At 67.4% G+C, this 23,469-nt stretch carries 20 protein-coding genes and 1 tRNA gene; 8 read left to right on the forward strand and 13 right to left on the reverse strand.

Translation table 11 applies throughout. The features are described from left to right. Positions 1-25: 25 nt before the first annotated feature. Complete coding sequence (locus tag RT655_RS18105) at positions 26-1,162, forward strand: OmpA family protein (RefSeq protein ID WP_313539589.1); 1,137 nt, start codon at positions 26-28, stop codon at positions 1,160-1,162. 299 nt (positions 1,163-1,461) lie between these two features. Here the strand turns inward: RT655_RS18105 and RT655_RS18110 are convergent, their stop codons facing one another. Further along, positions 1,462-2,196, reverse strand: coding sequence for a folate-binding protein (locus RT655_RS18110; protein ID WP_313539591.1), 735 nt, complete (start codon positions 2,194-2,196; stop codon positions 1,462-1,464). 45 nt (positions 2,197-2,241) lie between these two features. On the opposite strand from RT655_RS18110, the gene RT655_RS18115 reads away from it, so the two are divergent. After that, positions 2,242-3,567: a dihydroorotase gene (locus RT655_RS18115; protein ID WP_313539593.1), complete on the forward strand. Its 1,326-nt coding sequence runs from the start codon at positions 2,242-2,244 to the stop codon at positions 3,565-3,567. A 43-nt stretch (positions 3,568-3,610) separates the two neighbouring features. On the opposite strand, the gene RT655_RS18120 is transcribed toward RT655_RS18115, so the two are convergent. After that, positions 3,611-4,390, reverse strand: a complete 780-nt coding sequence (locus tag RT655_RS18120) for a DUF1134 domain-containing protein (protein ID WP_313539596.1) — start codon at positions 4,388-4,390, stop codon at positions 3,611-3,613. A gap of 162 nt (positions 4,391-4,552) precedes the next feature. On the opposite strand from RT655_RS18120, the gene RT655_RS18125 reads away from it, so the two are divergent. Then, positions 4,553-4,645, forward strand: a tRNA-Ser gene (locus RT655_RS18125). Positions 4,646-4,651: 6 nt separating this feature from the next. On the opposite strand, the gene RT655_RS18130 is transcribed toward RT655_RS18125, so the two are convergent. Together RT655_RS18130 and RT655_RS18135 are read right to left on the reverse strand one after the other, a co-directional pair. Continuing rightward, positions 4,652-5,902 (reverse strand): arsenic transporter, encoded by a 1,251-nt coding sequence (locus tag RT655_RS18130; protein ID WP_313539599.1) that lies wholly within the window; start codon positions 5,900-5,902, stop codon positions 4,652-4,654. Beyond that, positions 5,899-7,158 carry an MFS transporter gene (locus tag RT655_RS18135; protein ID WP_313539602.1) on the reverse strand — a complete coding sequence of 420 codons (1,260 nt, stop codon included), beginning with the start codon at positions 7,156-7,158 and terminating at the stop codon, positions 5,899-5,901. Before RT655_RS18135 ends, RT655_RS18130 begins: the two co-directional genes overlap by 4 nt. Before the next feature lie 260 nt (positions 7,159-7,418). On the opposite strand from RT655_RS18135, the gene RT655_RS18140 reads away from it, so the two are divergent. Further along, complete coding sequence (locus RT655_RS18140) at positions 7,419-8,987, forward strand: aldehyde dehydrogenase (NADP(+)) (RefSeq protein ID WP_313539605.1); 1,569 nt, start codon at positions 7,419-7,421, stop codon at positions 8,985-8,987. Between the two features lie 87 nt (positions 8,988-9,074). On the opposite strand, the gene RT655_RS18145 is transcribed toward RT655_RS18140, so the two are convergent. The 4 genes from RT655_RS18145 to RT655_RS18160 form a co-directional block, all read right to left on the reverse strand. Further along, positions 9,075-9,704, reverse strand: coding sequence for a hypothetical protein (locus RT655_RS18145; RefSeq protein ID WP_313539608.1), 630 nt, complete (start codon positions 9,702-9,704; stop codon positions 9,075-9,077). A 156-nt stretch (positions 9,705-9,860) separates the two neighbouring features. Then, a complete protein-coding gene (locus RT655_RS18150; RefSeq protein ID WP_313539610.1) occupies positions 9,861-11,237 on the reverse strand; it encodes a glutamate--cysteine ligase in 1,377 nt (458 codons plus the stop codon). A gap of 58 nt (positions 11,238-11,295) precedes the next feature. Continuing rightward, positions 11,296-12,036: a 16S rRNA (uracil(1498)-N(3))-methyltransferase gene (locus tag RT655_RS18155; RefSeq protein ID WP_313539613.1), complete on the reverse strand. Its 741-nt coding sequence runs from the start codon at positions 12,034-12,036 to the stop codon at positions 11,296-11,298. Positions 12,037-12,086: 50 nt separating this feature from the next. After that, positions 12,087-13,892: an AcrB/AcrD/AcrF family protein gene (locus RT655_RS18160; protein WP_313539616.1), complete on the reverse strand. Its 1,806-nt coding sequence runs from the start codon at positions 13,890-13,892 to the stop codon at positions 12,087-12,089. Between the two features lie 60 nt (positions 13,893-13,952). Here RT655_RS18160 and RT655_RS18165 point away from each other — a divergent pair, with 60 nt between their 5' ends. Both RT655_RS18165 and RT655_RS18170 read left to right on the forward strand, forming a co-directional pair. Continuing rightward, entirely contained in the window at positions 13,953-14,372 is a 420-nt protein-coding gene (locus RT655_RS18165; RefSeq protein WP_313539619.1) for a GtrA family protein, read from the forward strand. Then, positions 14,373-15,104 carry a class I SAM-dependent methyltransferase gene (locus RT655_RS18170; protein ID WP_313539621.1) on the forward strand — a complete coding sequence of 244 codons (732 nt, stop codon included), beginning with the start codon at positions 14,373-14,375 and terminating at the stop codon, positions 15,102-15,104. Between the two features lie 149 nt (positions 15,105-15,253). Here RT655_RS18170 and RT655_RS18175 read toward each other — a convergent pair whose 3' ends face one another. The 4 genes from RT655_RS18175 to RT655_RS18190 form a co-directional block, all read right to left on the reverse strand. Beyond that, positions 15,254-16,279, reverse strand: a complete 1,026-nt coding sequence (locus RT655_RS18175; protein WP_313539624.1) for a glycosyltransferase family 2 protein — start codon at positions 16,277-16,279, stop codon at positions 15,254-15,256. A 49-nt stretch (positions 16,280-16,328) separates the two neighbouring features. Next, the gene (locus RT655_RS18180) at positions 16,329-17,645 is read right to left on the reverse strand and encodes an Nramp family divalent metal transporter (RefSeq protein ID WP_313539627.1); all 1,317 of its coding nucleotides are present in this window, start codon (positions 17,643-17,645) and stop codon (positions 16,329-16,331) included. Between the two features lie 238 nt (positions 17,646-17,883). After that, positions 17,884-19,689: a DUF885 family protein gene (locus RT655_RS18185; protein WP_313539630.1), complete on the reverse strand. Its 1,806-nt coding sequence runs from the start codon at positions 19,687-19,689 to the stop codon at positions 17,884-17,886. Between the two features lie 102 nt (positions 19,690-19,791). After that, positions 19,792-21,879, reverse strand: a complete 2,088-nt coding sequence (locus RT655_RS18190) for a bifunctional (p)ppGpp synthetase/guanosine-3',5'-bis(diphosphate) 3'-pyrophosphohydrolase (protein WP_313539633.1) — start codon at positions 21,877-21,879, stop codon at positions 19,792-19,794. 135 nt (positions 21,880-22,014) lie between these two features. Here RT655_RS18190 and RT655_RS18195 point away from each other — a divergent pair, with 135 nt between their 5' ends. Together RT655_RS18195 and RT655_RS18200 are read left to right on the forward strand one after the other, a co-directional pair. Continuing rightward, the gene (locus RT655_RS18195; RefSeq protein WP_409530296.1) at positions 22,015-22,497 is read left to right on the forward strand and encodes a winged helix-turn-helix transcriptional regulator; all 483 of its coding nucleotides are present in this window, start codon (positions 22,015-22,017) and stop codon (positions 22,495-22,497) included. Between the two features lie 69 nt (positions 22,498-22,566). Next, entirely contained in the window at positions 22,567-22,869 is a 303-nt protein-coding gene (locus RT655_RS18200) for a hypothetical protein (RefSeq protein WP_313539639.1), read from the forward strand. On the opposite strand, the gene RT655_RS18205 is transcribed toward RT655_RS18200, so the two are convergent. Next, positions 22,866-23,288 (reverse strand): thioesterase family protein, encoded by a 423-nt coding sequence (locus RT655_RS18205; protein ID WP_313539642.1) that lies wholly within the window; start codon positions 23,286-23,288, stop codon positions 22,866-22,868. The genes RT655_RS18200 and RT655_RS18205 overlap by 4 nt on opposite strands. Between the last annotated feature and the right edge of the window lie 181 nt (positions 23,289-23,469).

Below are 23,469 nucleotides of genomic sequence, written 5' to 3' on the forward strand. Positions count from 1 at the left end.
AGGACGACCATGAAAGGGGATTATGATGCGGAAGCTTGCCGTCACTTTGGCGCTCGCCACGACCGCGCTCAGCACGCCCGCCTTTGCCCGCGACGACGCGTGGTATGTGGGTGTTGAAGGTGGCGCGATGCTCGTCGAGGACATTCACTTCGACGTTGGCGCCAGCAAGGATGTTGTGACGCAGAACAACCATGTCGGTTACGACGTTGGTGGTGAAATCGGGTATGACTTCGGTCCGTTCCGTGCGGAAGCCGAAGTGAGCTATCGTCGCTCGCGCGTCGACAGCGCACGTACCGCAGTTCCGACGGCGATCCTGTTCGCCAACGGCGCAGCGGGCACCACGGCAGCTGGCAACTATGAGGACGCCAGCGGCAGCACGTCGGCGCTGTCCTTCATGGTCAACGGCCTGCTCGACTTCGGTGACGACAACGGCCTGCAGGGCTTCGTCGGCGGTGGTGCGGGTGTTGCCCGCGTGAAGAACCGTCTGCGCGTCGCTGGTGCAGCCGATGTCCTCAACGACTCGGACACCGTCTTCGCATGGCAGGCGCTCGCTGGCGTTCGTGCGCCGATCAACAAGAATGTCGACGTGTCGCTGAAGTATCGCTTCTTCAACGCACCCGACGTCAAGATGGTTGATCTCGGTGGCAACCAGTGGAAGGGTCGCTATCGTTCGCACAGCCTGCTCGTCGGCCTGACCTACAACTTCGGTGCGCCGGAAGAGCCCGTCGCTCCGCCGCCGCCGCCGCCGCCGGCTCCGGTCGCTGAGACTCCGCCGCCGCCGCCGCCGCCGCCGGCTCCGGAAGCCAAGGTCTGCACGCCTGGGCCGTACATCGTGTTCTTCGACTGGAACAAGTCGGACATCACGCCGGAAGCAGCGAGCATCCTGGACAATGCGATCAGCAACTACGCCGATTGCAGCAACACCAAGGTTGTCATCGCCGGCTACACCGACCGTTCGGGCTCGGCGAGCTACAACGTTGGTCTGTCGCAGCGTCGCGCCGACACGGTCCGCAGCTACATGGGTGGTAAGGGTATCCCCGACGCCGCCATGCAGGCCCAGGGCTTCGGCGAGAGCAACCCGCGCGTTCCGACCGCCGATGGCGTTCGCGAGCTCCAGAACCGTCGCGTGGAAATCACGTACGGTCCGGGTTCGGGCATGTAATTGCCGCCTTCCCGCAAGGGATGGACGTAAAAAGAGGGGAGGCCGGGCAACCGGTCTCCCTTTCTTTTTGCGGGCTAAATATCAGCGGTGGCTGCCGCAAGCGGCAGGGCTGTCGCACGCCACCGGAATATGGCGTCATACCCGCGAAGGCGGGGATCCCTTGGCGCTGAAGCCCCCGTTCTTTCTGCCAGCGTCCTGGCAAATGGATTCCCGCCTTCGCCAGAAGGACGGTGGCTTCCTGGCTGGTGCTATCCCGGCTTCATCTGCGACGGCCTAGCAAGGGCCGGATTGGTGTCGGCTCATGCTTCGGCGGCCAGCGCCGCCGCAAGCCATTCCGGCACCAGCGCGTCCCCCAGCGCCTCCACCCTGCGCAGTTCGACCATCTTGCCCAGCTCCGGGTAGATCGCACGGGTGCGATCGCCCGGTGCGGCGAGCGGCGCCACGACCAGCCGGCGGTTGACCTTGGCGCGATAGTGCATCCGCGCGGTGTTCTCCTGACCGATATAGCAGCCCTTGGTGTAGCTGACGCCTCGCAGCTCCTGCGCGTTGCATTCGAGCCACAGCGTCTTGTCGCTGCCCAGCTCGTCCATGCCTTCGGCGACGCCCAGCGACAGGCGATGCGCCCGCCACGCTCCTGCCGCGCTTCCACCCGCCGCATCGCCGAGCCAGCGGTGGCCGAGATCCGCCAGCCGCGGGTCAGGGACTGCTCCGGGGCGCGGTGAGGGGGACCAGTGCACGCCCGTCTCGACCGGCTCAATCGTGATTGTGCGGCGCAGGCGGTACATGGTCAGACGCCGCGCGACGGCGTCGCGTGCGCTGGCTTCGCAATCGATCAGGATCGCGTCACCGTCCGCCCAGAGGAGGAAATCGAACAATGCCTTGCCCTGTGGCGTGAGCAGCCCGGCCCATTGCGGCGTCTGCGGCGTGACGCTGGCCAGGTCCTGCGGCAGCAACCCCTGCAGAAAGCCGCGAACATCGTCGCCGGAGAGGCGCAGGAGCGCGCGATCGTCGAGCCAGGTGCTGGTATCGTCCATGCCGAACAGGTAGGACGCGGCAAACGCTGACGAAAGAGGCAAGCCATGGCGAATGTCGAACTCAAGCTGCGCGGCGGCCGCGTGCATCTCCCGAGCGGACCGGCGGAGGTCGATGTCGGCGTTTCCGGCGGCAAGATCGTCGCGATCGGCGCGGTGGGCGATGCGGGCGAGACGATCGACTGCACCGGCCTCGACGTGTTGCCCGGCGTGATCGACAGCCAGGTCCATTTCCGCGAGCCGGGGCTCGAGTACAAGGAAGACCTGGAAAGCGGCAGCCGCTCGGCGGTGCTGGGCGGGGTGACCGCGGTGTTCGAGATGCCGAACACCAAGCCCAATACCGACAGCGAGGCGGCGGTGGCCGACAAGCTGGCCCGCGCGCACCACCGCATGTGGTGCGATCATGCCTTCTATGTCGGCGCGACCAACAACAACGCCGAGCACCTCGCCGAGCTGGAGCGGCTCCCGGGCACTGCGGGCGTGAAGATCTTCATGGGCGCCTCGACCGGCGATCTGCTGGTCTCCGACGATGCCAATCTCGCGCGGGTACTCGCCTCGGGCCATCGCCGCGTGGCGATCCATGCCGAGGACGAGTTCCGCATGCAGGAGCGGCTGGGTGAGCGCGTGCCCGGCGATCCCGCGTCGCATCCCGTGTGGCGCGATGACGAGAGCGCGATCCTCGCCACCCGGCGTATCCTGCGGCTGGCCCGCGCGGCGCGGCGGCGGATCCACGTCCTCCACGTGACCACGCCGGCCGAGCTCGAGCTGCTCGGCCAGAACAAGGACATCGCCACCTGCGAAGTCACCCCGCAGCACCTCACGCTGGCGGGGGAGGAGGCCTATCCGACGATCGGCACCTATGCGCAGATGAACCCGCCGATCCGCTCGGGGGCGCATCGCGACGGGCTGTGGCACTGGCTGCGCCAGGGCGTGCCCGACGTGCTCGGGTCGGACCATGCGCCGCACACCGCCGGGGAGAAGGCCAAGCCCTATCCGGACAGCCCCAGCGGCATGCCCGGCGTCCAGACGCTGCTGCCGCTGATGCTCAACCATGTCGCGGAAGGGCGGCTGACGCTGCAGCGGCTGATCGACCTGACCAGCGCGGGGCCGCAGCGCATCTTCGGGCTGGTGGGCAAGGGCCGCATCGTGCCGGGCTATGATGCCGACTTCACCGTGGTCGACCTCAAGTCGCGCTGGACGGTGGACGAGGCGTGGCTCGCCTCGCGCTGCGGTTGGTCGCCCTTTACGGGGATGGAACTGACCGGCCGCCCGGTCGGCACCATCATTCGCGGCAACCGGGTGATGTGGGAGGGCCAGCTTGCCAACCAGGCGATCGGCGAGCCGGTGAAGTTCGAGGCGGTCGAATTCGGTTGAGGGCAGGGGCGGGGCTGCGCGTGCGGCCCCGCCCTGCTTCCGATCAGAAGGGCAGCCAGCGCTGCTTTTCGCTGAACTTCATGTAGCCGGCGTTGACGCCCAGCCGCCAGCCCACGCCCAGCCGCACCGGGATCAGCACCACGTCGCCGCGCCGCAGATACGACGCCGAGAAGCCGCCGACGAAATAGGCATGGCCCTCGCCCTGCGGGAAGCGCTTGTAGATTTCCTGGCTGTCATAGAGGTTGTAGACCAGCACGAACACCTTGTTGGCGTCGCCGCCCAGGTCGAAGCCGATCGACGGGCCGGTCCAGTAGATCGGGCGCTGCCCCTCCACCTTGTGGAACATCTCGCCCTTGCCGTAGCGCAGGCCGACGCCGATCGCGCCCGAGGCTTCGCTGCCGGCGATGTAGGCGTTGGGCTTGCCCTGGTCCTTCAGAATGTCCTCGAGCAGCTTGGCAAGGCCCGAGGCGCCCTTGCCGAACGTGCCCTCGGCCGCGGCGAGCAGATCGTCCTTCTCGAACGTGTCGGTGGCCGCCTGACGCGCGGTGGTCGCCGACGGGTCCGCGGCGGCGGGGCTGGAGGGTGCCGGCTGCACGGGCGGCGGGCTGCTGTCGGCCGGCGGTGGTGCGGTGTCCGCCGGGGGATAGGATTCCTGCATCTGCGTGCTCGCGGGCGGCGGCGCACTTTGCTGCGGCGGTGACGATTTGAGGTCCGAATCGATCGCGGTATTGGGGTCGATCGTCGTCATCTGGGCGGCGGCAGGCATGCTCCCCAGCCCGGTGACGGCAACTGCCAGAAGCGTGAACCAACCCGATCGCATCATCAAAATTTCCCGAACCCTGCTGCTCTTGCGGGCGTGATCCTAGGCGCGTGGGGCTGTCGCGGCAATGAATGGGCGCCCGATCGACTCGATTTCACGTTCATGTGGTTATCCCCGTTGATTGCGGGCGAAGGGCTCGTTATAGGGCTCGACCTCGGCGCATCCGGAGACGTGGGTGAGTGGCTGAAACCAGCGGTTTGCTAAACCGCCGTACCGGGATTACTGGTACCGAGGGTTCGAATCCCTCCGTCTCCGCCACTGCGCTCAGCCGAGCAGCAGCCGCGCGCCGAGCGCCGCGATGAGCGCTGGCACCATCGTCACCGCGCCGACCTTCAGGAATCGCCAGAAGCCGACGTCCTCGCCTTCACGCCGGATCGCCTGGAGCCACAGGATCGTCGCCAGGCTGCCCGTGATCGACAGATTGGGGCCGAGGTCCACGCCGATCAGCAGCGCGTCGACGATCAGCCGCGGCGGGTGCGCCTGTGCCACCGCTTCGCTGGCGATCAGGCCCGCCGGCAGGTTGTTCATCAGGTTCGAGGCGAAGGCGAGCACGGTGCCGGCCGTGGCGGCGCCGCGCGCGGGATCGCCGGCAGCGGCGCGCAAGGCGTCCGCAACCATAGCGATCACACCGGTCCGGTCGAGCGCCTCGACCAGCACGAACAGCCCCGCAACGAGCGGCAGCACGCTCCACGAAACTGAGCTTGCCAGGGTAATCGGCGAGCGCCTGGCGAGCGCGCAGACGAGCAAGGTCGTTGCCAGTCCTGCGACGCAGGTCGGCAGGCCCAGTGGCCGGTCGAGTGCCGACATGGCGAGCAGCAGCAAGGCCGTGGCGGCAATACCCGCCAGCGCCGCCTTGCCCCCGCCCGACAGCGGCGCGCGGGCGATGTCCGTTTCGCAACTGCCCGACAGCCGCGCCCGCTCCGCCCAACGCAATGCGAAGAAGGTCACGGCGATGGCGGCGATCGAGGGGAGGGCGAACGAACCGAACCATTGCCCGAGCGGCGGCATCGTGCCCCCGTACAGCACCAGATTGGCCGGATTGGAGATCGGCAGCACGAAGCTGGCGGCGTTGGCGATCAGTGCGCAGGCGAACAGCATCGGCAGCGGATCGGCCTTGGCCTTGCGCGCGGCGGCATAGACGGCGGGGGTGAGCACCACCGCGGTGGCATCGTTCGACAGGAAGGTCGTGGTGACGATACCCGTCAGATACACGAGCCCGAACAGACGCGGCGTCGAGCCGCGGGCATGCGCGGCGGCGGTGGCGGCGACCCAGTCGAACAGCCCCTGCTCCCGCGCGGTTTCGCTGAGCAGCATCATGCCGATCAGGAACAGATAGACGTCGAGCCCCTTGCCCACCGCGGCTGCTGCGGCGCCGATCGGCATCAGCCCGAGCAGCAGGAGCAGCAGCGCGCCGCTGACGGCCCAGACCGCCTCGGGCCAACGAAACGGGCGGCCGATCACCCCCGCTGTCGCGGCGATGCAGATGGCCCAAGTAGCGAGCGTCGCCGGGCTCATTGGTCCTGGTCAGGTTGTGCACCCGCGCAGGCGGGCCGGAGGGTTGCGGCGAAGCCGATCCACAGCGCCAGGCTGATCAGCGCGAAGCTGCCGAGGATATAGAAGGCCAGGCGATAGCCGATCGCCTGCGCCAGCCAGCCGCCGATCGCCGGACTCAGCGACGCGCCGACGCCCTGCACCGTCATCACCGCACCCTGGCCCACATTCACCCGACCGGTGCCGTCGAGCATGCAGGCGACGAGCCCGGGGACCGCCACGCTCTGCAGCCCGGCCCCGATGCCGTCGAGGGCCTGCACCGGCCAGACGCCCCAATGCTCGATGAACGTGCCGGCCAACGCCCCGCGCAGCGGCAGCGCAGCGAACGACACCAGCAGGACCAGCCAATAGCCTCGGCCGGCCGCAAGCCGCATCGCGATCAGCGAGGCAAGGATCATCACCGCCTGCGCCACCACTACCGTCGTGGCGGTGAACAGCGCCGCGTCACCCTTGCCGGCACCCACCACGGCCAGTCCGTAAAGCGGCAGCATCGCACCGTTGCCGAGGTGGAAGCAGGCGAGTGCCGCGGCAAGGATCAGCAGTGGCTTGGTCCGGAACAGGGCGGCAAAGCCCTCGGCCTGACTTTCCTCCTTCGCATCCTCCTTGGCCTCCAGGCCGCGCGCGGCGGCATGGTCGATCGCGCGTTCCGGGATGAGCAGCACGCAGGTGATCGCCAGCACCCCAAACAGCGCGGCAAGATAGAAGATCGCCGGCATGCCGAACTTCCAGCCGAGCCAGCCAGAGAGCCCCGCGCCGACCATGTTGCCGGCATGGTTCCATGCCTGGTTGCGGCCGTTCTGGGCATTGAAACCGGCTTGGCGGACGACGCCCAGCGTCATGCCCGCCACTGCCGGGCCGATGGCGGCACCTGCGATGGCGGTGGCCACCTGGCTCACCGTCACTACCCAGCCTGCCTGCGAGAGCAGGATCAGGAACGAGGCAAGCACCGTACAGATGCCGGTGACGATCACGACGAGTCGTTTCTTTTCGGTATGATCGATAAAGGCGCCCGCGGGCACGGTCATCGCCATGCCGGCGATCCCGCCCGCGGTCATCACGGTGCCGATGGGCCCCGCGGTCCAGCCGCGTTGCTGCAGGAAGACGCCCAGAAACGGGCCGATGCCTGCCTGCATGTCCGCCATGAAGAAGTTGAGCGCCTGGAGCGCGCGGGTGGCGCGAGTGCGATCCTCGCTCCTATCGGCGGCGCGATTTCGTGCCATTGCCGTCGCCATCCGCATCGCCTCCAAGGTTCGTTCGGGCCCAACTGCGCAAAGGTTTGAAATATCCGCGGATCGTATAATTTAGGTTGGGCGATCGATCTGCCCCGACTATTCGCGTCGCGGACGGGCGGCATTCGCTTGATTTCCTGCCCGGGCTATCGGCATGGGATGCCCGAGCGGTTGCGTCGGGCGCCAGCAGCGCCTACCTCCCGCCACGACTGTTACCGCTAACTTCACGACCCAATCGGAGAGATTTCGCCATGGCGCTGACCGGAGAATTGTTCATCGCATCGAAGCGCGTCGCCCGCGACGCCGGCTTCCGCGCTGTCGCCGCCGCGACCGGCAGCGAGATCGAGCCCAGCTTCAGCACCGCGACGCTGGAAGATGTCGACGCCGCGTGCGCCGCAGCCGAAGCCGCGTTCCTGCCCTATTCCAGCCTGTCGCGCGAAGAACGCGCCAAGTTCCTCGAAGCGATCGCCGAGGAGATCGAGGCGCTGGGCGACGAGCTGGTCGAGCGCGCGATGCAGGAAAGCGGCCTGCCGCAGGCGCGCCTCCAGGGCGAGCGCGGCCGCACCGCCGGCCAGCTGCGCCTGTTCGCCAAGGAGCTGCGCCTGGGCGATTATCTGCGCGTCCGCATCGACCATGCGATCCCCGATCGCGCACCGCTGCCCAAGCCGGACCTGCGTCTGCGCATGGTGCCTCTGGGCCCGGTCGCGGTGTTCGGCGCATCGAACTTCCCGCTCGCCTTCTCGACCGCAGGCGGCGACACCGCCTCGGCACTCGCCGCCGGCTGCCCGGTGGTGGTGAAGGGCCACCCGGCGCATCCAGGCACGGCCGAGCTGGTCGCCAGCGCGATCACCCGCGCGGCGGAGAAGACCGGCATGCCGGCAGGCGTGTTCTCGATGGTCGCCGGTACCGCCAACGAGCTGGGCGAGGCGCTGGTCCGCGATCCGCGCATCACCGCGGTGGGCTTTACCGGCTCACGCGGCGGTGGCCTGGCGCTGGTCCGCATCGCACAGAGCCGCCCGGTGCCGATCCCCGTCTATGCCGAGATGAGCAGCATCAACCCCGTCTTCCTGCTGCCGGCGGCGCTGGAAGCGCGCGCCGAGGCGCTGGGCAAGGGCTATGTCGCCTCGGTGACGATGGGCGCTGGCCAGTTCTGCACCAATCCGGGTCTCGTGCTGGCGTTGGAAGGCCCGGCGCTCGAGCGTTTCCTCGCCGCTGCGAGCGAAGCAATGCTCGGCGCGCCGGCGCAGGTGATGCTGACGCCCAACATCCACAAGGCCTATGAGAGCGGCGTCGCCAAGCTCTCGGGCGTTGCGACCGTGCAGCAGCTCGCCCAGGGCGTCGAAGCCCAGGGTCCGACCTGTGGCCGCGCGGCGCTGTTCACGATGAAGGGCTCGGACTTCATCGCCGATCCCAGCCATGCCGAGGAAATCTTCGGCGCGACTTCGCTGCTGGTGCGCTGCGCCAGTGTCGAGGAACTGAAGCAGGTGGTGTCGCTGATCGAAGGTCAGCTGACCACGACGCTGCACATGGACGATGCCGACATCGCCATCGCGCAGGAGCTGCTGCCGTCGCTGGAGCGTCTGGCCGGCCGCATCCTCGCCAATGGCTGGCCGACCGGCGTGGAAGTGACCGACGCGATGGTGCATGGCGGTCCGTTCCCGTCGACCTCGGACGGCCGCAGCACCTCGGTGGGCACGCTGGCGATCGACCGCTATCTGCGCCCGGTGTCGTACCAGGACCTGCCGGAAGCTTTGCTCCCGGCAGACCTGCGCGACGGTGCCGGCGTGCCGGCGCGCGTGGATGGCAAGCCGACGGTTTGAGGATTAGAGGGGAGTACACCGCAGTTGCTCCCCTCAGCTTATGCCTCACCCCCTCCCCGCGAAGGAGGGGGTGCAGCCTTCGTGGAATCAGTCTCGTTGCAGCGAAATCCGCAACGCCGCTATTCCCTGCGGGAACTCGCGCTTGTCGACGCTTGGATCGTAGCTGAGGATTAGGTATGCACGGTCGATGTAATTGACGTCGATCATGAGATTTTGAATGGCTGCGCGAGCTAGCGTTAGGTCAATGGCTGGTTCGGCTGTGAAGAGGGCGACGAAGGTCTGATCGAATAGGTGGTGGCGCTCCGACAGCTTCTCATCTTTTGTGAGGATACTTCGCTCCACGCTTTTGCGAAGTCGATCTTCATCCCAAGGCGCCCAGTGGTACGGGTAACTCAGCCCAAGTTTCTTTTTGTGTCGGTGCCACGCGACGAACTTCGGGTCTACGATCTCCGTGACTTCAACGCCCACGCGCAAGCCCCTTGAAGAGACGAGTAAAGCGTCAGGTGGATCATCCGAGATGGCTTCCAGCGACGTCCAGGACAAATCTTCAGTGCTAGCGAGATATTCGGCTAAGGCTTTGGTTACCCCAAGCTCGACCAGCTTTGGATTCGGAGCCCATTCCCAAGAGGTGGCATACCCTCGGCTTTGGCGGCGAGCTTCTCGCATTGCGGCGACAATCTCGTCCCAATCAAGATCATCATCTGGAGCGCGTGCCACAGTACTTACTTGATTGCTGATAGTCTTGCGCGCGCTCGACGGGCGGCGAAATCAGCTTCCACCGCCTCGTTGCAAGCGCCTTCGCCGCGCCGAATGGACTCTCGCGCGAGCTCGACCTTCCGCGTCAGGAAGGCCAGATAGCTTTCGGGGCCGCCTTCAGAACTTCGCCTCGCCATAGACCCGCGTGATATCCCCCTGCCAGTCGCCATGGTAGCGATCGAGCAGCACCTGCGCCGGCACCTTGCCGGTGCGCACGATCTCGCGCAGCGGATCGAGGAAGCCGGACTCGTTGTCGCCCGAGCCGTTCAGCCGCGCGCGCGCCTTGAGGCCCGCGCCGGCGATTTCCAGCACTTCACCGGCAATGTCCGCCAGCTTGCCGCCGCCCGGCAACGGTGCATCCAGCGCCAGCTCCGGCACCGCGCTGCGCAGCGCCTCGCGGCCTTCCATCGACCAGCCCTTCACCAGGTCCCAGGCGGCATCCAGCGCACCTTGGTCGTAGAGCAGGCCCACCCACAAGGCCGGCAGCGCGCAAATGCGGCCCCAGCGGCCGCCATCGGCGCCGCGCATCTCGAGGAACTGCTTCATCCGCACTTCGGGGAAGGCGGTGGAGAGATGGTCAGCCCAGTCGTCCATCGTCGGCAGCTCGCCGGGGAGGACCGACAGCTCGCCCTTCAGGAAGTCGCGGAAGCTGAGCCCCGCCGCGTCGATATATTTGCCGTCGCGGTAGACGAAGTACATCGGCACATCGAGCGCGTAATCGGCATAGCGCTCATAGCCGAAGCCGTCCTCGAACACGAAGGGCAGCATGCCCGTGCGCGCCGGATCGGTGTCCGACCAGATATGGCTGCGATAGGAGAGATAGCCGTTGGGCTTGCCCTCGGTGAAGGGCGAGTTGGCGAACAAGGCGGTCGCCAGCGGCTGCAGCGCCAGGCCGACGCGGAACTTCTTCGCCATGTCGGCTTCGCTGGCATAATCCAGGTTCACCTGGATCGTGCAGGTGCGCAGCATCATGTCGAGCCCCATCGAGCCGACGCGCGGCATGTGGCGCAGCATGATCTCGTAGCGGCCCTTGGGCATGACCGGCAGCTCGGCGCGGGTCTTGTCCGGCCACATGCCCATGCCGAGGAAGCCGATGCCCAAGCGGTCGCCCACGGCCTTCACCTGCTTGAGGTGACGGCCGGTTTCGGCGCAGGTGTCGTGCAGGTTTTCCAGCGGCGCGCCGGAGAGCTCGAATTGGCCGGCCGGCTCGAGGCTGATCGCGCCGTCGGGGCCGGACAGGGCGATGACATGCTCGCCCTCATAGATCGGCTTCCAGCCGAATTCGGTGAGGCCGATCAGCAGCGCATGGATGCCGCCGCGCTCTTCATAGCTGGGCGCACGGTGGCTGCCGTCCATCCAGTAGACGAACTTCTCATGCTCGGTGCCGATGCGCCAGCGCTCGGCCGGCTTCTCGCCCTTGGCGAAATATTCCACCAGCTGGGCGCGATCCTCGATGACCGCCGCGGTCTTGGTCGAAACGGTCTTGGTGCTCATTTTCGCGCCCTTAGCGATGCCGGCGAAACGACGCCAGCGGATTTTTGTACCGGTCGGTTTACCAGTCGCCGGCGGCCCCCATCCACAAGCTCACCGCCGCCGCCGCCGCGGTCTCGGCGCGCAGGATGCGGGGGCCGAGCGCGATGCCGATGGCTTGCGGAACGGCGCGGATCAATTCGCGTTCCTCGGCATCGAACCCGCCCTCGGGGCCGACGAGGATCGCGGCGGGGCTGGGATGCGCGCGCATCGCCTCCAGCGCGGGCACGCCGCCAGTCTCGTCGGCGAAGAAGAGGGCGCGATCCGCCGGCCAGTCGCGGAGCAGGGCGGGCAGCTTCACCGGCTCGACCAGCTCGGGCAGGGCGGTGCGGCCGCATTGCTCGGCGGCTTCGATCATGTGGCTGCGCAGGCGATCGAGGTTGAGCCGGTCGATGACCGTGCGGCGGGTGAGCACCGGCACGAGCCGGGCGACGCCCAATTCACACGCTTTTTCGGCCACCCAGTCGATCCGGCCCTTCTTGATCGGCGCGGCGCAGAGCCACAGGTCCGGCACCGGCTCGTGCGGGCGGAGCTGCTCGGTGATTTCCAGCGTCAGGTCGCGCTTGCCGACGTCGCGGGCGATGCCGAGCCATTCGCCGCTCGTGCCGTCGAACAGCTTCACCGCCTCGCCCGGCTTCAGCCGCATCACCGATCCCAGATAATGCGCCTGCGGGCCGTCGATGCGGCGCAGGCCGGGTTCGAGTGGACCTTCGACGAACAGGCGAGGGGCGGATTGCGGCGGCCAGGCGGGGGTTGCGGGCATGGCGGCTGCTGTAGCCCCGCCATGCCCCTTTCGTCCATCCGGGCGCTGGGTCACTGCCCCTGGTAGCGGATCTTCCACAGCTTGTAGGGTGAGCCGTCGGGAAGCGCCACCGGCTCCAGCCAGTCCGGCACCTGCCCCTTGGCGAGCTGCGCGTAGAAGCCGCCCGGGTTGTGCGAACGGTACACGGTCGTCTCCGCCATGTTCGGGCAGAGCAGCAGATACGCCGCCTTGTGGCGCGCGGCGATGGGCCGGAAGCCGTCCGCCGTGCCGGTAAAGGCGTGGTGGACGTCGAGGATCGCCTGGCCGTTGCGGTGATAAGGACCGGCGACCGCATTGTGGTGCGTCACCACGATCAGCCGCGGCCCGAGATCGACCTGGGTGAACATCGTCGCGGCGTGGATTGCGTCCAGCGTGCGCAGCTGCGAGGTGCGGGTGCAGGCGATGTTGGCCTGGCGCACCTTGTCGCTGCCAGGCTTGGACGCGGTCTTGTTCGCCCAGGGCATTTTCACCCCGCTCGAGGCCACGCCGACGCCGACAAAAGCCAGCACCGCCACGGCGATCCGCATCCAGAGCGGCCCGCGCCGGACGAGCAGCGGCACCAGGATCCAGATCAACGCGGTAATGCCCGGCACCGCGAGCAGCTGTGCGCCCGGCGCCGCGCGCATCTGCCACAGCAGCATCGCGGCGGCGAAGGCGGTGAAGAGCGCCACCGCCACCCAGCCGACCAGCTTGGGACTGCGGCGCGCGGTCCACACCGCTAGCAGGGCCCCCAGCAGGCCCAGCGCTGCGACGATCGCGACCGGAACGGCGACGTCCGCCGGGTGGCGATAGATCGGCCGCGCCTCGCGGACATTCGACAGCCAGGTCTTGTAGAGCTCGTCCGAGACCTGCTCGGGGCGGCCCAGGCATTGCGGGAAGAAATGGACGAAGCCCGCGACGATCAGCCCGCCGGCAACCACGGCCAGCGCCAGCCGCACCCAGCGCGAGGCGGGGTTGGCCAGCGTCAGCGCCACCAGCAGCGCGCCCGCCGCGACCAGCACGCTCAGCCACACCGGGGTCAACGCGTCGCAGCGCATCGCCTGGTTGGCATAGGAGGCGAAGGCCGCGAAGCCGATCGCCGAGCCGCCGCCAAGCGTAAGGCCATAGACCATCAGCCGGGGCCGCTCGGCCGCGTCCCACACCCAGCGCAGCGCGAGGATGGCCCCCGCCATCGCGCAGAAGGGGAGCAGCTCCAGCCCGATGGAGAGCGAGAAGGCGCTGGCCAGCCCGACCGTCGCACCGCCGCGCGCGCCGCGGGGATCGGCGATTCCGGCGACGGTCATTGCCAGCGCGGCAAGCTGCCAGCCATGATGGTCGATGCGCAGCGGCGCGTAGATCGGCAGCGTCGTGGTGCAGGCGGTCACCAGCAGGATCACTGCGATCGGCCAGGCGAGGGGCGAGACGAGCCGGCGCACGGTCAGCGCAAGCCCGGTCATCGTGATCGATAGCGGCAGCAGCGGCGCGAGCCCGCACGCCCATTTTTCCGCCGTGGCCATGCCGACAAAGGGCTTGAGCAGCAGGATCAGCCCCGCAATCGGCAGGTCGACGATCCGCGACCAGTGGATGTCGAATCCACCCAGCGCCGGATCCATCCGGTACTGGCGCAGATCGTACCAGCCCTGGCCCGCCAGCAGCGCGCGGACCTGCATCAGCCGCATATTGTCGTCGGTGTCGCCCAGCGTCAGCCAATAGATGTTGCCCTGGCGCTGGGTGACGAACCACACCGTCACGCACGCCCAGGCGACGAGCGTCCAAAGGAGCCAGTGCCGGTCGATTTCGTCTCGAAGGCGGAAAAGCCGCTGGATGTTGGGCGTCAAAATCGCTTTCCTCGGATGCTGCAGCGCATTAGGGCGAGCGCCGGTCGGAGGGCAAGCGAGATGACGGCAGTATTGCAACGCGTTGAGGCATTGCGGGCCAGCGGGGTGCTGGGCCAGTTGATCCGATTCGTGATCGTCGGCGGGCTTTCGACGGTGGTCTATGCCGCCGTCTACTGGCCGCTGGCCACCTATGTCATCAACCCGGTGGTTGCCTCGGTGGCGGGCTTCTTCGTGGCGGTGATCTTCGGCTATTTCATGCACAGCCGCTGGAGCTTCCAGGGCCACGGCGCCGAGGAGAACGCGTCGCTGAAGCTGAAGTTCTTTGTCGTGCAGGCGACGGGCATGCTGCTCAACGCCGGCTTCACCTGGCTGCTGACCGGCCCCTGGGTGCATGGGCCGACCTGGTGGCCGCTGGTGCCGGCGGTGCTCGTCACGCCTTTCGCGACTTTCGCACTCAATCGTCTGTGGGTTTTCGGCTGAATGGACCGTATCGTTTACGACCGCATGGCGGCGCATGACTCCACCCATTGGTGGTATCGCGCCCGCCGCGACATCCTGGCCGACTATCTTGCCCGCTATGGCGCGGTTCCCAAGGACGCCAGGATCCTCGAGATCGGCTGCGGCACCGGGCATAATCTGCCGATGCTCGGCGCGTTCGGCGAGGTCGACGCGATCGAGATCGATCCCGCCGCCCGCGAAATCGCCAGCGAAAGGCTCGGCAAGCCGGTGGGCTCGTCGCCGCTGCCCGAGCTGACCGGGGTGGCGCCCGCCAGCTACGACCTGATCGCGGTGCTCGACGTGGTCGAGCATATCGAGGACGATGTCGCTGCGCTCAAGGCGATGGCCGGCGTGCTCAAGCCCGGCGGCAAGATCCTGATCACCGTGCCTGCGCACCAGTGGATGTGGAGCGCGCACGACGTGGTGAACCACCACAAGCGCCGCTATTCCAAGGCCACGCTGCTCGCCGCGCTGGACAAGGCTGGCCTGAAGTGGCGCAAGCTGCGCTGGTTCAACTCGCTGCTGTTCCCGGTCGCCGTTGCGGCGCGCTTCGCCGGCAAGCTGATGGGCAAGGATGACAGCGACGACTCGCCGCCGCCCGCCGTGCTCAACAAGGCGTTCGAGACGATCTTCGGGCTGGAGCGGCATCTGCTCGGTCGTCTGCCGATGCCGCCGGGGCTGTCGATCATCGTGATCGCCGAGCCGAAGGGGTGATTCGATCCAATCCTCCCCTGTAAGGGGAGGTGGCGCGCGCAGCGCGACGGAGGGGTGTCGACGCTCTTGCGGCGTACGCCCCTTCAGCGGCGACACCCCTCCACCACCGCCTTCGGCGGCGGTCCCCAGCATCGGGGGAGGATCTTTCCTTACTCCGCCGCGTCGTTGTGCCGTGCCTGCGGGGACACGCTGATCGCACCCGAATCCTGGTGGCGATAGCCGAGCGAGGCATGGCCCTGCACCGGCCCGGCGACATCCGCGATCAGGTACAGCGGACGCCGTTTCGATTCGACATACAGCCGGCCGAGATACTCGCCGATCATCCCCAGCACGAACATCTGCACCGCGCCCAGGATCACGACGACCAGCATGGTCGAAGTCCAGCCCTGGATCGCATGGCCCATCGCCCAGGCGATCAGAATGTACAGGATCAGCAGCACCGAAGCGCCGGTGAGCAGCAGCCCGACATGGCTGGCGAAGCGCAATGGTGCGGTCGAGAAGCCGGTGATGGCGTCTAGCGCGAAGCGGATCATCTTGCCGAGCGGGTACTTGGTCTCGCCGGCATGGCGCTCGTGCCGATCATAGACGAAGGGCACCTGGCGGAAGCCGATCCAGGCGACCATGCCGCGAATGAAGCGCGCCTGTTCGGGCAGCGACAGCAGCGCATCGAGCGCACGCCGGCTCATCAGGCGGAAGTCGCCGGTGTCGAGCGGGATCGGCGTGTCGGTGATGCGATCGAGCATGCGGTAGAAGATCGCGGCGGTCGCCTTCTTGAACAGGCTCTCGCCCTCGCGCTTGCGGCGCACGGCATAGACCACGTCGGCGCCCTGCGCGGCCATGGCGGCGCGCATTTCGGTGAGCAATTCGGGCGGGTCCTGGAGATCGGCGTCGATGATCAGGATCTGCTCGCCGGCGCAGAGGTCGAGACCGGCGGTGAGCGCGAGCTGGTGACCGTGGTTGCGCGACAGGTTGATCGCGACAAGATGCGGGTCCGCGGCGGACAGGCGCTGCATTACCTCCCAGCTACGGTCGCGCGACCCGTCGTTGACGAAGACGATCTCGTACGACTCGCCCACCGCCGCGCGCGCGGCGGCGCTGACGCGGCCGTGGAGCATGTCGAGACATGCTTCTTCGTTGTAGCAGGGGACGACGACGGAAAGCTGGGGACGTTTCATGACGCGCGCTCTGTAGCGCTGCCGGAACGGCCCGTCGAGCGGGCGTGCATCAGGCGAACAGGCTCGAAACGAGCCACACATTGGCGCCGGTGATGCCGGCGAACAACAGCCAGCCGATCGCCTGCAGCCAGACCGGGCTGGCAAAGCGGCCCATCAGGCTGCGATCGGCGGTGAGCAGCAGCAGCGGCGCCATCGCGAAGGGCAGCCCGGCGGAGAGCACCACCTGCGTCAGCACCAGCAGCCGCCCCACCGCGCCGTCGCCGAGCAGCAGCACGCCGACCAGCGCCGGGATCAGCGCCAGTCCGCGGGTAATCAGCCTGCGGACCCAGCAGGGGATCTTGAGGTCGAGGAACCCCTCCAGAATCACCTGGCCCGCGATGGTGCCGGTGAAGGTCGCGCTCTGCCCCGAAGCGAGCAGCGCGATGCCGAACAGCGGCGCGGCAATCGCGGCGCCGGTGGCGGGCGCGAGGAGGCGATAGGCATCCTCAATCTCGCGCACGCCGGTATTGCCGTTGGCGTGGAAGGCGGAGGCCGCGACGATCAGGATCGCCGCGTTGACGAAGGTGGCGGCGAGCAATGCTGCGATAATGTCGAATTGCGCATAGCGCACCGCCTCCCGCTTGGCAGGTTCGTCGCTGCCGGAGACGCGGGTCTGTACTACCGAGCTGTGCAGATAGAGATTGTGCGGCATCACCGTCGCGCCGAGGATGCCGATCGCGAGGTATAGCGCATGCGCGTCGGCGAGGCGGGCAGGATCGGGGATCATCCCCGCCAGCACCGCCGCACCGTCGGGCGGCGAGAGGAACAGCTGCACCACGAAGCAGGCCGCCACCGTGCCGACCAGTCCGAGCATGATCGCCTCCATCTGCCGGAAGCCCTGGCCCTTGAGGCTGAGCACGATCACCACGTCGACCGCGGTGATCAGCACCCCGATCCACAGAGGAATGCCGAGCAGCAGCTGGAAGGCGAGCGCGCTGCCGAGCACTTCGGCGACATCGGTGGCGATGATCGCAAGCTCGGCGAAAACCCAGAGGAATTTCGCGACGCCGGGCGAATAGCGGTCGCGCACCAGCCGGGCGAGGTCGCGCCCCGTCGCAATGCCCAGCCGCGCGCACAGCGACTGCAGCACCATCGCCGCCGCGCTGGAGGCGAGGATGACGAACAACAGGCCATAGCCATAGCGCGAGCCCGCCTCGATATCGGTCGCCCAGTTGCCCGGGTCGATATAGCCGACTGAGACCAGCAGCCCCGGGCCCATATAGCGCAGCAGCTTGGCCAGCGGCGACAGGCCCGCGGGCACGCTCACGCTGCCGCGGACTTCGGAGGGGCAGAAGGGCGCGGTGGCGTTGCGGGGAAGGCGGAACATGGTGGGCTCGCGGACACGGGAAAGGCAACCGCCCTTGTGGCGGCGGGTTCCGGTCGCCGCAACCATACTGGGGCTGGGGCGCGGGCAGTAAAATCCTCCCCTGGAAGGGGAGGTGGCGCGCGCAGCGCGACGGAGGGGTGTCAGCGGCTGCTGCGGCGTACGCAGCCCCAACGCGGACACCCCTCCACCACCGCCTGCGGCGGCGGTCCCTCCCCCTCCGGGGGAGGATCTCAAAACCTCAGGCCATCGCCTTGGCGCGTTCCTCCACCAGCCGTTCGAACATGGTGAGCGGCATCGCGCCCAGCCGGATCACCTCGTGGAACTGGTGGAGATCGAACTTCTGCCCGGCGATCTTCTGCGCGTTGGCGCGCGCCCGGGTCCAAGCGATATGGCCGAGCTTGTAGGCGCAGGCCTGGCCCGGCATGGTGCAATAGCGTTCCACTTCACGCTGCGAGCGCGGCCGGGCGAAGCCGGTGTTCTGGACGATGTACTCGGTCGCCTGGTCGCGGCTCCATTTCTGGGTGTGAAGGCCGGTATCCACCACCAGCCGCACCGCGCGGAACAGGAAGGACTGGAGATAGCCGGCGCGCTCTAGGGGCCCGTGATAGGCGCCCAGTTCGTCCGCCAGCTGCTCCGCATAGAGCGCCCAGCCCTCGGTATAAGCGCTGAAGAAGCCGAACTTGCGGATCAGCGGGCCTTCCGCCGCCTGTGCGGTGCTGATCTGGAGATGGTGGCCTGGCAGCCCTTCGTGAAAGGTGAGCGCGGGCAGCGAATATTTCGGCCAGTCGGCAACGCTCTTCAGGTTGATCCAGTAGATGGCGGGGCGCGAGCCATCCAGCGCGGCACGGGTGTAATAGCCGTTCGAGGCGCCGTCCTGGATCTCCACCGGCACCGCGCGGATCTCCAGCGGCGCCTTGTTGGGGTTGAGGAACGCCTTGGGCAACAGCGCGGCGACGTTCTGGATGCCCGCGTTGAGACCGGCGATCAGCGCGGCCCGGCCCTCTGCCGTGTCAGGGTAGAGTTGATCGGGGCGTTCGTTCAGCGCGGTCAGTCGCGCGCCGACGCTGCCCCGCGTCATGCCCTGTGCCTTCAGCAGTGCATCGAGCTTGGCGCTGATCTCCGCCACCTGCTCCAGGCCCATCTTGTGGACCTGATCGGGGGTAAAGCTGGTGGTAGTCCATTGCTCCAGTGCGGCCGCGTAGATTTCCTGGCCGCGCGGCACGTCCCATAGGCCGGCCGAGGGGCGGCCCTTGGCGTGGAGGTCCTTGATCAGGGCGTACTGGCGATCGAGCGCGGGATAGACCTTCTCGCCGACGATCTTCGCGGCGCGGCCCTGCCAGTCCCCCTGCAGCTGCTTGGCGGCGGCGCGGCGGACCAGCGACTGGGTGAGGGTGTTCGCCGCCGGATCGGGCTGGCGCAACTTGGCCATCTGGGCGAGCGTCAGTTCGAGGCAGAAGACCGGCGCCGCCAGCCCGCGGCCTGCGGCTTCCTTCTGGTCCGTCGTATCTTGGTCGAGCGCGCCGGCAAAGGCGTCGAGGCGATCGAGATAGGCCTCGGCATCGTCCTGGGTGACGATGGTGTGGCTGGAGTTGAGAAAATCCGGCGTCGAGAAATAGGCGCCGCCCTGCTGGGTGATCGGGAAGGGGCGGCCCACCGAGTCGATCTGGAATCTATCTTGCGACACGGTGGCGCCGCGTAGCGAGTAGAGCACCACCTCGCGATCGAGCCGTGCGCCCTCGGACAAGGCGGCGGGATCGAATGCCTCGATCTTGGCGATCGCCGCCTTGGTATCGGCAAGGTTGCGCGCCTTGGCGGCGGCGCTGCCGTCGCTCAGTCTGTGCTTGAGCGGGGCGTTGGGGCCCTTGTCGAAGCCGAGCGAGGTGGCGAATTCGGGCGAACGCTGGATGCGTTCGGCGACGATCTGGTCGTAGACGGTCAGGATCTCGGCATCGCGGGTGCCGGCGACGGCGGCGCGGGCAGCGGCGGGGAGCAGCGCGGCCAGCGCTGCGCCGCTCGAAGACGCGAGGAAGACACGACGATCCAAGGCTTTTCCCCCAATTCCATAGTCCGAATGGGGGACGGTAGCCGCTGGGACGAGGCTTTCAACCGCTATCCTCCCCGTGGAGGGGGGAGGACATGGTTTGTCTCAAACCCGCTCGGCCGAGCTCACCGCATCCGCCGCGCGCAGCGCCGCGAGCAGCTTCATCAAATGCGCGGCGTTGCGCACTTCCAGGTCGATCGTGTTGGTGTGGAAGGTCGTGTCGCGATTATCCAGCCGCAGCCCGAGGATGTTCGCCTTGTGCTGGCCGATCAGCGTCGCGACCGTGCCCAGCGCGCCGGGTTCGTTCTTCAGCGTCACCGCGATCTCGGCGACGCCGCCATCGGCCTTGTCGCCCCAGGTGAGGTCTACCCAGTCCGCTTCCTCGACATCGGCGAGGCTCGGGCAATCGATACGGTGAACGACGATCGGCTGGTCCGGCTTGCGCACGCCCAGGATGCGGTCGCCCGGCACCGGACAGCAATCCTCTGCGTAGGTGAACGCCACGCCGGGGGTGAGGCCCTTGATGTCGATCGCGTGGTGCTGCGGCGGCAACTGGTCGTCCTCGCCGCTCGCAGAGCCCGGCATCACGGCTTCCATCACCTGCCCGTCGGTCAACGTGCGGCGCGCGATCGCTTCCATCAGCGATTCCGCGTCGGCGAGCTTCAGCCGCTTAAGTGCCTCACCCAGCGCGCCTTCACCGGGGGCGACGGGGAGGCGGGCGACGATGTCCTCGTAGAGCTTGCGGCCCAGCCGGATCGTCTCGTCGCGCTCCTTGTGGCGGAGGTGGCGGCGGATCGCTGCGCGCGCCTTGCCGGTGATCGCGAAGTTGAGCCAATTGGGCTGCGGCTCCTGCGCCTTCGAACGCAGGATCTGGACCTGGTCGCCCTGCTCGATCTCGGTGCGCAGCGGCACCACCTTGCCGTTGACCTTGGCGCCGACCGCCTGGTCGCCGAGATCGGTGTGGACGGCATAGGCGAAGTCGATCGGCGTCGCGCCCTTGGGCAGCTGGATCAGCTCGCCCTTGGGGGTGAAGGCGAAGATGCGATCCTGGTACATCGCCATGCGGGTATGCTCGAGCAGCTCTTCCGGGCTCTCGGCATGTTCGAGGATCTCGATCAGGTCGCGGATCCAGCTGACCTGGGTGTCGGGCCGCACCGAGCTCTGCTTGTAGGCCCAGTGCGCGGCGAGACCGAACTCGGCCTGGGCGTGCATGTCGCGGGTGCGGATCTGGATCTCGATGCGGGTGTCGCCCGCATGCATGATCGTGGTGTGGAGCGAGCGATAGCCGTTGCGCTTCGGCGTCGAAATGTAATCCTTGAAGCGCCCCGGCACCATCGGCCAGCGGCGATGGATCGCACCGAGCGCGCGATAACATTCCTCCTCGCTGTCGACGATCGCGCGGAAGGCCATGATGTCGGACAGCTGTTCGAGGCTGACATGGCGCTCGGACATCTTCTTCCAGATCGAATAGGGATGCTTCTCGCGCCCCGTCACCTCGGCGTCGATGCCGCCGCGGCCGAGCAGCAGCTTGAGGCCCGAAGCGATCTTGAGCACCCGGTCCTCGCCCTCGACGCGGAAGCTCTCCAGCCGCTTCGTGATCGATTCATAGGCTTCGGGTTCGAGCTGGCGGAAGGCGAGCGTCTGCATCTCCTTCATGAACTCGTACATGCCGATCCGCTCGGCGAGCGGGGCATAGATGTCCATCGTCTCGCGGGCGATGCGGCGGCGCTTCTCCTCCTTCTTGATGAAGTGGAGCGTGCGCATGTTGTGCAGGCGATCGGCGAGCTTCACCAGCAGCACGCGAATGTCGTCGGACATCGCCAGCAGGAACTTGCGGAGATTCTCCGCCGCGCGCTCGCTTTCGGTCTGCGCCTCGATCTTGGAGAGTTTGGTGACGCCGTCGACCATGCGCGCGACGTTCGCGCCGAACAGCCGACGGATCTCCTCCGGCGTCGCCACCGTGTCCTCTATCGTGTCGTGGAGGATCGCGGTCGCGATCGTCTCGTCGTCGAGATGGAGGTCGGTGAGGATACCCGCCACTTCGATCGGGTGGCTGAAATAGGGGTCGCCCGAAGCGCGCTTCTGCGAGCCATGGGCGTTGACCGAGAAGACATAGGCCCGGTTGAGCAATGCCTCATCGGCTTCGGGGTCGTAAGAGAGGACCCGGTCTACAAGTTCATACTGACGCAGCACGCCTTCTAGATGGCGTCACTGGTCCGGTCTTTGCAACCGATTTGAAGGTGCAATCGCGGCTTAACGGCGCCGCTGTGGCCGAAGTGCTGCGCCGGGCCGGTTTCCCACCCCCCTTTTTTGCGATAGGGTACCCAAATGGGTGGAGCCGTTCGAGAAACGCTGCGGGCCATGGCACGGGAATGCAGCCTGCCGGCCGCGCTGGAGGCGATGGGCGAGCGGTGGTCGTTCCTGATCCTGCGCGGGGCGTTCAACGGCATCCGCCATTTTGAGGAATTCCAGAGCGAACTGGGTATCGCCCGCAACATCCTCGCCAATCGGCTGGCGCGGCTGGTCGAGCATGGCATCCTCGCCCGCGCGCCTTGTGCCGACGATCGGCGCAAGGTGGAATATCGGCTGACCGACAAGGGCCATGCGCTGCTGCCGACGATGGTGGCGCTGCGCCAATGGGGCGAGCGCTGGGAAACCGGCGTGCCGGCTTCGCCGATCCTGGTCGATGCCCGCGACGGCAAGCCGATCGCGCCGGTGACGGTGCAGGCGCAGGATGGCCGGGTACTGGGCAAGGGGGATCTGCTCTGGGCACTGCCCGAGGAGGCCGAGGAAGCCCGCGCGGCCGAGTAAGTCCGTCGATGCGCACCGCCAAAGCGTAAATGCTTCTATAATGCCCCCGTGCATCAGGGAAATTTGCGCATGACGTTCGGCATTTCGACGGTCGGGAGTACTGGGGTAAAGGGCGTGGCGAGCGGCGCTGCGACCCGGGGCAGCGCCGGCGGCCCCGTCGACGAGACCGCTGAAGCCTTTCTCCGGGAAGCTCGGAAGAGCCCCGCCGAGCGCACCAAGGAAGCCGTGCTAAAGCGTTACAACCTGACGCAGGAGCAGTTCGACCAGCTCTCCCCCGAAAAGCAGGCCGCGATCCGCAAGGAGATTGAGGACGAGATGAAGCGCAAGCTGGGCCGGGCCCAGGGCGGCGCCTTCGCCGACGTGGTCGTCTAGCCGCCGATCGCCTCCAGCGCCGCACGCACCGCATCCGGGATCGGCTTGGGGCGGCGCGTGTCCAGATCGAGATGGACGCTGACCAGTTCGACTTCGGCATGCAGCGCGCCGGTTTCGGCATGACAGAGATCGGCGCGCATCGTCATGCTGGTGTTGCCCAGCCGCTCGACCCGGACGAACACCTCGACCAGATCGTCGAAGCGGAACGGCGCCTTATATTCGACCTGCGCGCGGACGACGTTGAACTCCGCCTCCATCCATTCCGGCCCTAGCCGGGCGAGATCCGCCCAGCGCCAGAATTCGGTGAGCCCGACATCGGCATATTCGAGATAGCGCGAGTTGAAGACGATCTTCTGCCCGTCGATTTCGGAATAGCGGACGCGGAAGCGGGTGGAAAAGGGGAAACCGGGGCGGGACATGGCGGCGGGCTTTGCCCCGAGCCGAGCGCGGTTCGCAAGTGCGGTGTGCGCACGCAGACGTGCCATTTCCGGAGACCTGCCCCCTCCACACCCTTCCCGTCATCCCCGCGAAGGCGGGGATCCAGTCGCCTGTGCGTTCAAGGCTGGAACCGCAGTGTCATCCCCAATGGATTCCCGCCTT

Origin of the sequence: Sphingomonas sp., from assembly GCF_032114135.1 — a bacterium.
Classification (GTDB): domain Bacteria; phylum Pseudomonadota; class Alphaproteobacteria; order Sphingomonadales; family Sphingomonadaceae; genus Sphingomonas.

What these genes read in the sequence shown, in the direction of transcription:
- RT655_RS18105 (WP_313539589.1), top strand. Translation starts at nt 26, where the DNA reads ATGCGGAAGCTTGCCGTCACTTTGGCGCTCGCCACGACCGCGCTCAGC.
- RT655_RS18110 (WP_313539591.1), bottom strand. Translation starts at nt 2,196, where the DNA reads ATGGACGATACCAGCACCTGGCTCGACGATCGCGCGCTCCTGCGCCTC.
- RT655_RS18115 (WP_313539593.1), top strand. Translation starts at nt 2,242, where the DNA reads ATGGCGAATGTCGAACTCAAGCTGCGCGGCGGCCGCGTGCATCTCCCG.
- RT655_RS18120 (WP_313539596.1), bottom strand. Translation starts at nt 4,390, where the DNA reads ATGATGCGATCGGGTTGGTTCACGCTTCTGGCAGTTGCCGTCACCGGG.
- RT655_RS18130 (WP_313539599.1), bottom strand. Translation starts at nt 5,902, where the DNA reads ATGAGCCCGGCGACGCTCGCTACTTGGGCCATCTGCATCGCCGCGACA.
- RT655_RS18135 (WP_313539602.1), bottom strand. Translation starts at nt 7,158, where the DNA reads ATGGCACGAAATCGCGCCGCCGATAGGAGCGAGGATCGCACTCGCGCC.
- RT655_RS18140 (WP_313539605.1), top strand. Translation starts at nt 7,419, where the DNA reads ATGGCGCTGACCGGAGAATTGTTCATCGCATCGAAGCGCGTCGCCCGC.
- RT655_RS18150 (WP_313539610.1), bottom strand. Translation starts at nt 11,237, where the DNA reads ATGAGCACCAAGACCGTTTCGACCAAGACCGCGGCGGTCATCGAGGAT.
- RT655_RS18155 (WP_313539613.1), bottom strand. Translation starts at nt 12,036, where the DNA reads ATGCCCGCAACCCCCGCCTGGCCGCCGCAATCCGCCCCTCGCCTGTTC.
- RT655_RS18165 (WP_313539619.1), top strand. Translation starts at nt 13,953, where the DNA reads ATGACGGCAGTATTGCAACGCGTTGAGGCATTGCGGGCCAGCGGGGTG.
- RT655_RS18170 (WP_313539621.1), top strand. Translation starts at nt 14,373, where the DNA reads ATGGACCGTATCGTTTACGACCGCATGGCGGCGCATGACTCCACCCAT.
- RT655_RS18175 (WP_313539624.1), bottom strand. Translation starts at nt 16,279, where the DNA reads ATGAAACGTCCCCAGCTTTCCGTCGTCGTCCCCTGCTACAACGAAGAA.
- RT655_RS18180 (WP_313539627.1), bottom strand. Translation starts at nt 17,645, where the DNA reads ATGTTCCGCCTTCCCCGCAACGCCACCGCGCCCTTCTGCCCCTCCGAA.
- RT655_RS18195 (WP_409530296.1), top strand. Translation starts at nt 22,015, where the DNA reads ATGGGTGGAGCCGTTCGAGAAACGCTGCGGGCCATGGCACGGGAATGC.
- RT655_RS18200 (WP_313539639.1), top strand. Translation starts at nt 22,567, where the DNA reads ATGACGTTCGGCATTTCGACGGTCGGGAGTACTGGGGTAAAGGGCGTG.
- RT655_RS18205 (WP_313539642.1), bottom strand. Translation starts at nt 23,288, where the DNA reads ATGTCCCGCCCCGGTTTCCCCTTTTCCACCCGCTTCCGCGTCCGCTAT.